We start from the raw sequence: 1,002 nt of genomic DNA, 5'->3' as shown, positions 1-1,002 counted from the left end.
CACACTTGATACATAGGATAGAGAGGTGGCTCCTCAGAGGGCAGTGGCGGGGATGGCAACGCGGTTTTCCTCCTGAACGATACGCCGCTGCCTTTGGGCAGCCAACTCACGAAGAAATGCCCGAATCCTAAAGGCAACTGCCTCCGCGGGAGGCCTCTTTTCCGGATCCTTGTCCCAGCACTCCTCCACAAGCTCTGCAAAGGCAGGAGGCGCTGTCTTGGGGATAGTCGGCCGAAGCCCTAACGTAGTCAGTGGGCTACGCCGTCTTACCTTCGATAATGGCATCTTCGAATTTGTAGGTAAACTGACCCCGGGCTACTTCATGCTCCTCGTAAGGTGGGGCACGGCGGAGGAGTTCAGCACCCATGACAATGCCCAGCGAGAATATGTCCGCTTTTTCGTCATACTCAGTGTTGTCCTTCATTACTTCGGGGGCGAGCCAGAGTGGGTTGCCAAGGTTTTCACGGCCAATAATCTTTGCAGCGACTGAAAAGGGTAAGTAGGCTTGGCAATCTTACCAGTACGGGACTCGCCAAAGTCCGCCACCTTGCACACGACCTGGTGAAAGGGGTTGAAGCTGACCATCAGAATATTCGGTGATTTGATGTCGCGATGAATAATGGGCGGTTTCCGGGTGTGCAGGGCTCGGAGTGCCTCAGCCACATTGAGTGAGACTTTGTACTGTCACGTTAGAATGCGGCGGTTACAATCATGTGAATGTTTAGCTCCTTCTTGCTCTCAAAGAGGAAATCATGCAGCGTGCCCTCAGTGACTAGCTCCATGAGCAATGTACATGGGGTAAGGGAGCAGCCAAAGAGCCGGACAATGCATGGATGGGTGATGGTGGAGGCCAGCCAGACCTCTTGGCGGAACTGCTGGTAGATCTCTTGTGCCTTATCTGCGCAGTGAGTCCAAGGGTTAGCCTACTGGCAGATACAGCCACCTCCTTCAGGGCCACGATCTTGTTTTGGTACTTGGCACGGTAAACCACACCAAAGCCAC

At 54.0% G+C, this 1,002-nt stretch carries 1 protein-coding gene; it reads left to right on the top strand.

Annotated features, from left to right (window positions below):
* The first annotated feature begins 322 nt into the window (after window positions 1-322).
* Window positions 323-490, top strand: coding sequence for a hypothetical protein (locus V6D20_07845; GenBank protein HEY9815696.1), 168 nt, complete (start codon window positions 323-325; stop codon window positions 488-490).
* The last annotated feature ends 512 nt before the right edge of the window (window positions 491-1,002 follow it).

It is taken from the genome of Candidatus Obscuribacterales bacterium, from assembly GCA_036703605.1.
Taxonomy (GTDB): domain Bacteria; phylum Cyanobacteriota; class Cyanobacteriia; order RECH01; family RECH01; genus RECH01.
Note: the sequence above shows the minus strand (reverse complement) of the source record. Positions and strands in the feature narration are given on the sequence as shown.